Source organism: Chelativorans petroleitrophicus, from assembly GCF_025398195.1.
In the GTDB taxonomy this organism is placed as follows: Bacteria; Pseudomonadota; Alphaproteobacteria; order Rhizobiales; family Rhizobiaceae; genus Chelativorans; species Chelativorans petroleitrophicus.
Window position 1 is genome coordinate 22,334 of record NZ_JAODNV010000025.1, and the last position, 7,492, is coordinate 29,825.

8 protein-coding genes are annotated in these 7,492 nt (G+C 63.3%); 2 read left to right on the forward strand and 6 right to left on the reverse strand.

Annotated features, from left to right (window positions below):
- Positions 1-6: 6 nt before the first annotated feature.
- Both NYR54_RS17830 and NYR54_RS17835 read right to left on the reverse strand, forming a co-directional pair.
- Positions 7-1,119 (reverse strand): NAD(P)/FAD-dependent oxidoreductase, encoded by a 1,113-nt coding sequence (locus NYR54_RS17830; RefSeq protein ID WP_261517076.1) that lies wholly within the window; start codon positions 1,117-1,119, stop codon positions 7-9.
- Positions 1,116-2,720, reverse strand: coding sequence for an ABC transporter substrate-binding protein (locus NYR54_RS17835; RefSeq protein ID WP_261517077.1), 1,605 nt, complete (start codon positions 2,718-2,720; stop codon positions 1,116-1,118). Before NYR54_RS17835 ends, NYR54_RS17830 begins: the two co-directional genes overlap by 4 nt.
- A 134-nt stretch (positions 2,721-2,854) precedes the next feature.
- Here NYR54_RS17835 and NYR54_RS17840 point away from each other — a divergent pair, with 134 nt between their 5' ends.
- Positions 2,855-3,778, forward strand: a complete 924-nt coding sequence (locus NYR54_RS17840) for a LysR substrate-binding domain-containing protein (RefSeq protein WP_261517078.1) — start codon at positions 2,855-2,857, stop codon at positions 3,776-3,778.
- Positions 3,779-3,820: 42 nt separating this feature from the next.
- Here the strand turns inward: NYR54_RS17840 and NYR54_RS17845 are convergent, their stop codons facing one another.
- From NYR54_RS17845 to NYR54_RS17855, 3 genes are read right to left on the reverse strand one after another with little or no spacing between them, the layout of a single operon-like run.
- Complete coding sequence (locus NYR54_RS17845; protein WP_261517079.1) at positions 3,821-5,368, reverse strand: DHA2 family efflux MFS transporter permease subunit; 1,548 nt, start codon at positions 5,366-5,368, stop codon at positions 3,821-3,823.
- Entirely contained in the window at positions 5,358-6,515 is a 1,158-nt protein-coding gene (locus NYR54_RS17850; RefSeq protein WP_261517080.1) for an HlyD family secretion protein, read from the reverse strand. Before NYR54_RS17850 ends, NYR54_RS17845 begins: the two co-directional genes overlap by 11 nt.
- A gap of 2 nt (positions 6,516-6,517) precedes the next feature.
- The gene (locus NYR54_RS17855) at positions 6,518-6,943 is read right to left on the reverse strand and encodes a MarR family transcriptional regulator (RefSeq protein ID WP_261517081.1); all 426 of its coding nucleotides are present in this window, start codon (positions 6,941-6,943) and stop codon (positions 6,518-6,520) included.
- Positions 6,944-7,156: 213 nt separating this feature from the next.
- Here NYR54_RS17855 and NYR54_RS17860 point away from each other — a divergent pair, with 213 nt between their 5' ends.
- Positions 7,157-7,387 (forward strand): hypothetical protein, encoded by a 231-nt coding sequence (locus tag NYR54_RS17860; protein ID WP_261517084.1) that lies wholly within the window; start codon positions 7,157-7,159, stop codon positions 7,385-7,387.
- Here the strand turns inward: NYR54_RS17860 and NYR54_RS17865 are convergent.
- A partial coding sequence (locus tag NYR54_RS17865; RefSeq protein ID WP_261517083.1) for a transposase occupies positions 7,350-7,492 on the reverse strand: 143 nt, incomplete at its 5' end. The genes NYR54_RS17860 and NYR54_RS17865 overlap by 38 nt on opposite strands.

The window sequence follows — 7,492 nt, forward strand, 5'->3', positions numbered from 1 at the left end:
TTCAGTTCACGTTTTCGGATGCGACGGCCGGTAGGGAGAGAGGTCGATCTCGGGCGTCTCCCCGGCCGCCAGTTTTGCGAGCAGCCGACCCGCGAACGGCCCGATCGTCAGGCCCGACGCGCCCAGCCCATTGCCGATGATCAGCCCGTCAATGCCTTCGACGCGTCCGAGGATTGGCTTGATGGAAGGGCCTGCGGGACGGAAGCCGACGCGCGTTTCGATCAGCGTTGCGTTCGCCAGACCAGGTGCATAATGAAGTCCGGCGCTCAGGACTTCATGCTGGCCCGCCGCGGTGACGCGATAGTCGAAACCGCTGCCGTCCTCGCGCGTCGCGCCGACCACTACCCGGCTGTCGTCAAAGGCGAGCAAATAGTGGCTTGCCATTGGCAGGAGCACGGACCAGCGCGAGGTATCCGTCCCGGGAAGGCGCAAATGCACGATCTGCCCCCTCTGTGGCATCACCGGATGGTTAAGACCGAGAGGCGCGAGGATGTGTGAGGCCCAGGCGCCGGCCGCGACGACGACTTGATCCGCCTCGATCACCTTGTTGCGCCCGTCGCGCAGCACGACGCGGCCCTGATCCAGATGAAGCGTCGCAAGATCGCTGCGGAAGTCTGCGCCCAAAGCGACGGCCGCGCGCAGCATGGCGGCCGCGAGCAGCCGTGCGTCGACGCGCGCGCCACCCGGTACATGCAGGGCCTTCATCCCCGCGCGCAAGGGCGGGAAGAGTTCCCGCGCCCGGTCGGGCGTGATTTCCTCGAATCCGCCGGATTCCGGCGCTTCAGCCGTCCGCCGGGCAAGCCGCTCGGCCGCTGCATCATATTCGCGCGCATCGTCGGCAACGACGAGGGCGCCGACCTTGCGATATCCCACCTGATCTTCGCCGCGCGAGGCGAGGCCTGCGATCAGTTCGTCATAGTAGCGTGCGCCCGCGGCATAGAGAGCATACCAGCTCTCGTCCGCCGCTTTCGTGGCCCAGGGACAGACGATACCGGCTCCGGCCAGCGTGGCCTTGCCCGGATGGGCCTCGTCGAGCACGACGACATTGTGCCCGGCGAGCGCCAGGTGATAGGCGGTACTGGCGCCGAGAATCCCGGCGCCGATGACTGCGATTTTCATTTGATGGTCACACCGGAAAGCCGCGACGTACCGAAAATGGCGGGCACATAGCCCTCGACGGACTTGTTCACCACGGTGATCTGGTCAGCGCCGCCGAGGACGATGACCGGGACCTCCTCGTGGACGATTTCCTGGGCTCGATAGTAGAGCTTTGTCCGCTCGTCCTGATCGGTGATCTCGCCCGCCCGGGTCATCACCGCGTTGAACTCCTCGTAGCACCATGCTCCGATATTGGAGGGGTTGGGCTTATCTTCGGAGCTGCAGCCGAGATAGTTGTTCGGAATTTGGCTCGGATCAGGAAAGTCGTAGATGCCGCCGAACATGCCGATTTCGGCCTCACCCTTGCGCGCCCGATCAAGGTATTCCGCCCACTCATAGGTTACGATCTCGGCCTTCACGCCGATCTTGGCCCAGTCTTCCTGGATCATCTCGGCTGCCCGCCGCCCGTTGGGCATATAGGGCCGCGCAACCGGAACTGCCCAGAGCTGGGTGGAGAAACCCTCTCCGACGCCCGCTTCTTCAAGCAGGGCCTTGGCGGCGTCAGGATCGTACTTCCACGGTCCGATATCGGACGCATGTCCCCAAAGGGCCGGAGGAACGACAGCTCCGGTGACGTGGCCCATGCCGCTGTAGACCACCTCGACCAGGCTCTCCATGTCGATCGCCTGGGCAAGAGCCTGCCGCACCCGCTGATCCTTGAATTTGTCCAGCCTGAAGTTGAAGTGGAGCATGCCCGTCGAGGCAACCGGCGTGCGGACGGCTTCCACATTGTCGGCCTGCTCGATCGTCTCCCGATCCGAAAGGTTCGGGTAGAGCCCGATCAGGCATTCATTGGCGAGCGCACGCTGGAGCCGGACCGATGCATCGCTGGAAATCGCCATCACCACGGCATCGACCAGTGGCGTACGGCTCTCGTCACCGATCTGAGCACCCCATGTCTCCTTGAACGGCAGGAGACGAAGCACGGCGTCGGGTTGGTAGGCCTGAAGCTGGAAGGGGCCGGTTCCGATTGGCCTAAGGTCGAACTGCTCAGGCGTGCCGACTTGCAACATTGCCTCCGCATATTCGGCCGAAGTGATGGCCAGCGAGCCATGCGCCATGGTGCCGATGAAGGCGGCCAGCGGCTGCTTCAACTTGAAGGCGACCGTGTGATCGTCGGTTTTCTCGACACTTTCGAGGACGTCGGCAAGCTTGGCGTCGAAGGTGACATAGCTGCCGCCGCTGACCTCCGCGTAGGGATGATCATCCTTCATCATGCGCTCGAAAGTGAATACCACATCGTCGGCATTCATCGGACGCGTCGGCGTGAACAGCTCGTTGGATTGCCACTGCACGTTCTGGCGCAGCTTGAAAGTGTAGGTCCGTCCGTCATCGGAGACGGTCCAGCTTTCGGCGAGCGCCGGTTCGATGTTGGAGCCGCCGGGCTCTACCGAAACAAGCCCGTCATAGATCTGTCCCAGCGCGTATATGGTCGTGCCGTTGCTGGTGAGCTCCGGGTTGAAGATTTCAGGAGACCCCTCCAGACACACGGTGAGAACCTGTGCTTGCGCGGGCACAACTGCGAATGCCGCGAGGGCACCCAAAATCGCCGCCTTCTTCATAATGCTTCCTTCCAGATTGTTATGGCGCAGGCCTCCGGACCGCATTGCACGGCGCTATTTCATGATTGTCAAATGGCTTTTATTCCGCACATTATTCCAGAAGCTCATAATGCAGGCGCGCGGGACGGGGTCCAATGAACATACGTCAGCTTGAAGCCTTTCACGTCGTCATGGAGACCGGCTCGGTCACCCTGGCCGGCGAACGTCTGGGGATTTCACAATCCGCCGTCAGCAAGCTGCTGAAATCGCTCTCCGAAAGCTGCGGCTTCAAGCTCTTCACGCGAAGCGGCGGGCGCATGCTGCCCACGGCCGATGCGCGTCTTCTGGCGAGCGAGGTCGAGCGGCTGTTCACGGGCACTGATCGCATCCGGCGATTGGCCCGCGCCGTCAGGGACCGGGAGTGGGGGCATGTGACGGTTGCCGCGCCGGCGGCGATGTCCGCCCGCTTCCTCGCGCTTCTCTTGGGTCCTATGGTCGGCCGGCAGGGCGATATCCGCGTCACGCTCATCAGCCAGGCGAGCCCGCGCGTGGCTGAACTGGTCGCCGGACAGCAGATCGACATCGGGCTCAGCGTCCAGCCTTTCGAGCATCCGCACGTCAGGCGGGAACTGGTCATCCGTTTCGCGATGGACTGTGCCATTCCCGCCGGTCACCGGCTCGCCGACCGTGAGGTCATCAGAGTCGAGGATCTTCGCAACGAGCGCTTCGTGGGGCTGGCGCGCGACGATTGCGCCATCATGACGATCGACCGCGCCTTCCAGCTCCAGGGGGTGCAAAAGCAGATCCATGTGGAGGTCCCGATGTCAGAGACCGCCTGTGATTTTGTTGCCAGCGGAGCCGGCATATCGATCGTCCCGCCTTTCGTCGGGCGTGGTTATGGCGCCGACAAGATCGTCCGCCGCCCGCTTCTACCGCTCACGACGATGGACGTCTGGCTTTTGACGCCCGCCACGCGCCCGCCGTCATTGGCGGCGCAGAAGGTCGCCGAGGTGATACGCGACGGAATGCGCCCTTACCATCTCAAGCCTTCCGACGAGCGCTCTCTTGTCAGCTCCTGAGCGGAGCAGACTGCGGCAAGGCACCCTCGCGCCGTCTCCTCGCTATCGCCCGCGGGCCTGAGCGCGGTGAAGCAGCCAGGTGGGCAGAAGGGCAATGATGAAGACGATCGCAACCACCAGGAAACCGTCGCGGAAAGCCGCCGTGTTCGCCTGGATGGCGATAGTCTGCGAAAGGAAGGAAATGGCCGCCGGAACCTGCTGAAAATCCGGCAGGCCGGCCGCCTTCATCATGCCAGCGACGTGGCTCAGGAGCGACATCGTTGCCGGATTGTCGCTGGTCTGCGTCGCGGCGAAGGCGTCGGCGTGCATCACGGTTCTGCGCTCCAGGAAGACGGCGAGGAGATTCACGCCGAAGGCGCCGCCAAGCTGGCGGATGAAATTGATGGCGCCGGACCCTTGCCCCACCAGCTCCTTGGGAAGGACTTTGAGCGAAGCGGCGGTGAGCGAGGGAAAGATGAAGCCCAGGCCCACGCGCGACAGGGCCGTGATCCAGGCCAGCGTCCAGAAGCTGATGTTGATGTCGATGTCGATCGTCAGATAGGACGACCAGGCGAAGATCGCGAGACCACCGCCGATGAGCCATCCTGCGGGCAGCCGGTCCGACAGTCTCCCGGCGATGGGGAAGATCAGCACCAGCACGAAGCCCGACGGCATGAGGAGCAGCCCCGCCTGCGTCGGCGTGAGCCCCTGGATGGTCTGGACGAACAGGGGCACGAGATAGGTGGAACCGAAGAGCCCGGCCCCCATGATGAAGCTCACCAGTGATGCCGAGACGAAGGGAAGGCCCTGGAACAGCCGCATGTCCAGCATCGGCTTCGTGGTCTTGAACTCCCACCAGACGAAACCGACGCTGGCAAGGGCCGCGATCAGGAACTGAAGGAGGATCGCATCCGAGGTCCATCCCTCGCGCTGCGCATTGGTGAGCGCGTTCAGAAGAACGCCGAGGAAAATGGAGAGCACCGCGAAGCCCACCCAGTCGAAACCCGGGCGTGGGCCATCGTTTGTGCGCGTGGGCAGGAACAGGGCGGAGAGGAAAATGCCGAGCGCGGCGAAGGGCAGGCCGAGATAGAAGACATAGCGCCAGCTGAAGGCATCGATGAGAAGGCCGCCGATCCACGGGCCCAGCGCCGGCGCAAGGACGACGCCAATGCCGAAGATGCCCATGGCCGCGCCGCGCTGATCAGCGGGAAAGACCCGGAACAGGAGGACCATGGCGAGCGGCTGGACGACGCCGGCCGCGGCACCCTGAATCACCCTTGCGATGGTGAGAACCGCTTGGTTCGGTGCAATGCCACCCAGCACGGAACCGGCGGCAAAGAGGGCGAGAGCCGCAACCATGCTCACGCGCAGGCCGAAGGCCTTGTCCGCCCAGTCCGCAACCAGCATAGTTGCCGTCATGGCGGCCAGGAAGCCGGTGGAGATCCACTGCGCCTCGACCTGGCTGATGCCGAACGCCCCCATGACGCCCGGGATGGCCACATTCACGATCGTGGTCGAAAGTACGACCGCGATCGCGGCGATCATGACCGTGCCGGTCGCAAACCAGCGGTAGGCCGGCCCGTAGCGGTCGAAAAGACCGTCAACGGACATCGATGCTGGCCTCCACCATCATGCCCGGCCGCAGGAGGCCGTCTTCCTGCTCGACCGATATGCGTACCGGCAGGCGCTGGGTCACCTTGGTGAAGTTGCCGCTGGGATTGGGGCTCGGCAGCAGGGCGAACTGGCTCGTGGCAGCTTCGCCGAGGCGGACGACCTCGCCCTTGAACTCGCGATCGGGATAGGCATCGACGGAAATGCTCACCGGCGCGCCCAGGGCCAGTTTGCGGAAGTCGGTTTCCTTGACGTTCGCGTCCACCCAGACCGTTTGCGGATCGTGATAGATGAGCAGTCGGGTGCCCGGCGAAACATATTCGCCCACATCCACGAAGGTGCTGTCCACCACGCCATCGAAGGCCGCGCGGATCTGGTGCTTGGCGAGTTCCAGGCGCTGACGCTCCATCTGCGCGTTGAGCTGCACGATCTGAGCCTCGAGCACGGCGATCTGCTGGTCGAGAACGCCGATCTGCGCTTCCTCCGACTTTATGACCTCGAGATTGGCGGCGGTCGCCTTGATGCGGGCGGCTGTCGCGCGCTCTTCCTGGATGGCGGCCTCGAGTTTGGCCTTCGCATCCTCCTGCTGCTGGGTGGAGAGCACGTTGCGGCCGGCAAGGGCATTGACGCGCTCGAACTGCGAGCGCGCATTGTCCAGGGCCGCCGTGGCGGCCGCGTGCGAGGCATCTGCCACTTCGATCTCGGCGTTGGCTGCCTGAAGCTTGCTGGCAAGCTGGCCGCGGATGTAGTCCTGCTGCGCCCGAAGCTGGTTTTCCTGAGCCTTTACGCCGCGGATCTGCGCTTCCAGGGCTTTCAGATCCTGCCTTATCGCGGCCGCATCGATCTCCGCCAGAATCTGGCCTTGAGCCACATGGTCGCCCGCAATGACGGGAAGGGCAGTCACCTGCCCGGACAATTCGCTGCTCACGGAGACCATGTTTGCGGCGATCCGCGCGTCATCGAGGACGACATGGGTCCACCGCGAATGGAGCCACGGATAAGTTAAATAAACGGCGCCCGCCAAGGCCGCGAGCAGGATGAACACCTGCAGGAGCCGGCGATACGATCTCGACTGCGCGGGCTCCATATCCCCGACGGACACCTGCTCCGTTTCAGCAATATCGGCGGATTTCAATTGCATGTTCATGTTCAGTGTCTTTCCAATCTGTCCCCGATCTGGCGCAGCACGCGCTCGGCCGTCGCCAGATCTTCGGGCGGAATGCCCTCGGTTACCTCCTGGGTAAGCTCGTCGGCAATCGCGGCGATGCGCTCGATCAGCGGCGTCGCGCCTTTGGAAAGGTGAATGATCTTCACGCGCCGGTCCGTCTCGCTGTCGCAGCGCTTGATGAGGCCCTGGGCCTGGAGCGCATCGAGAAGACGGACCAGAGTGGGACCTTCGATGCCGATCTGCACGGCGAGGTCCGTCTGAGACATCGGCCCCGCGCGGCGCAGGCATAGGAGCGTCGCCCAGCGCGCCTGAGTGAGACCGAGGTGCTTTACGCGGGCGTCGAGCTGCGTCCGCCAGCGGCGGGCGACGCGGCCAAGCTGCGCCGCAAATTCCTGACCGGTAGGCATGATTAGCTTTCAAATTGATAGGGAGCTATCCATATAGCGATTTTCACCCGCAATTCAAGCCGCTGCGATGCCATTGCCGAAGGAATTGGCTCGGGCATAGTCCAGGGAATGGACGAGGAAGAACTCACCAAATCGTGCATGCGCGCGAAAGGCTTCCGTCAGTAACAATAGACCCTCACGGATGATATGCGCACTTTAATTGGCACAACCTTGGTGGCTGTACTTATTGGCTTCAGCGGGATAATAGCCGTTGAAGCCCAGACGGCTGCCGAGGTGAATAAGACGCTCGATGAACTCTTTGGGGAACATGCCCCCTATCAGGCGTTCTTCGAGAAGCTGAAAAAGGCTGTCGTCTGGACCGCTCCCCGATGCGCCCTCGGCTGGCGCTTGAGTTTTCCGGCCTTGATCAGCAACACGGGCTGGCTGCGTGTGCTGATTTCATGAGCGCCGCCGGGACCTTGTTCCCGATCGTGCCGTGTGGCCGTTGCTCGTTATAGTCTCTGCGCCAAGCCTCCAACTTTTCCGCCGCATCCACAAGGCTCAAGAACC